The organism is Nitratidesulfovibrio liaohensis (assembly GCF_011682075.1).
Classification (GTDB): Bacteria; Desulfobacterota; Desulfovibrionia; order Desulfovibrionales; family Desulfovibrionaceae; genus Cupidesulfovibrio; species Cupidesulfovibrio liaohensis.
Genome location: NZ_VSMK01000710.1, coordinates 1 through 737, shown reverse-complemented (window position 1 = coordinate 737; position 737 = coordinate 1). Strand labels below are relative to the sequence as shown.

The 737-nt window shown below is 72.0% G+C and carries 1 protein-coding gene and 1 pseudogene; both read left to right on the top strand.

Annotated features, from left to right (window positions below):
• On the top strand, positions 1-358 hold a 358-nt coding region (locus tag FVW27_RS18045), incomplete at its 5' end, for an SAM-dependent methyltransferase (RefSeq protein WP_481850177.1).
• 143 nt (positions 359-501) lie between these two features.
• A pseudogene (locus tag FVW27_RS18040) lies at positions 502-737 on the top strand (hypothetical protein); the annotation flags it as partial.

The following is a 737-nucleotide window of genomic DNA, read 5'->3' as shown; positions in this document are numbered from 1 at the left end:
CGACGCGGAACGGCTGCGCGAACTGGCGCGCCACGGCAGCGCCATGGCCGTGTACCTTTCCGCCGCCGCCCCGGAACGGCTGCAAGAGGAACTGGCGGCGGCGGGCGTGGCCCCGCACACTCCGGTTCTGGCGGCCCATCGGGTGGGCTGGCCCGACCAGTCGCTGGCCTGGACTACCGCGGACGGACTGGCCGAAACCGTGCGGATGCGCGGCTTTTCGCGACAGACGGTGTTTCTGGTGTTGCCCGGCGAGGCGGCGGGCGAGACTGCATCGCGCCTGTACGCGGCAGACTTCGCCCACGGCTGGCGCGACGTTTCCCCTGCGCATGAAGACGGCGGCCGCCACTCGGACGATTGAAGCCCTCCCGTTGCGTGCCCCATCCGCGAACATTGCGTGACAATGCCGCGCGCTGTTGCATCGCCGTGCGGATGCAGGCATCATGACGGCAGTCTCCCGGCCCCGTTCTCCCCGGAATCCCCCGGCCGCCAACGGGAGGTCCCATGCGTCTCGCCGACATTCCCCGTTCGCTGTCCCGCGGCCTGCTCCGGCTGCTGCTGGCGCCATTGCGCCCCTCGGCCCGCGCCTTCTGGCGCGAGGCCCTCACCCGCCCGCACGGCAGCTTCATAGAGGCCCTGCACGGCTACATCTACCTGCGCTGGCCGCTGTTCTACATCGGCATGGGCACCGGGCGGCACCCGCTGGCCCGCTGGCTGGCCGGGCCGCTGGCCCGGCTGGG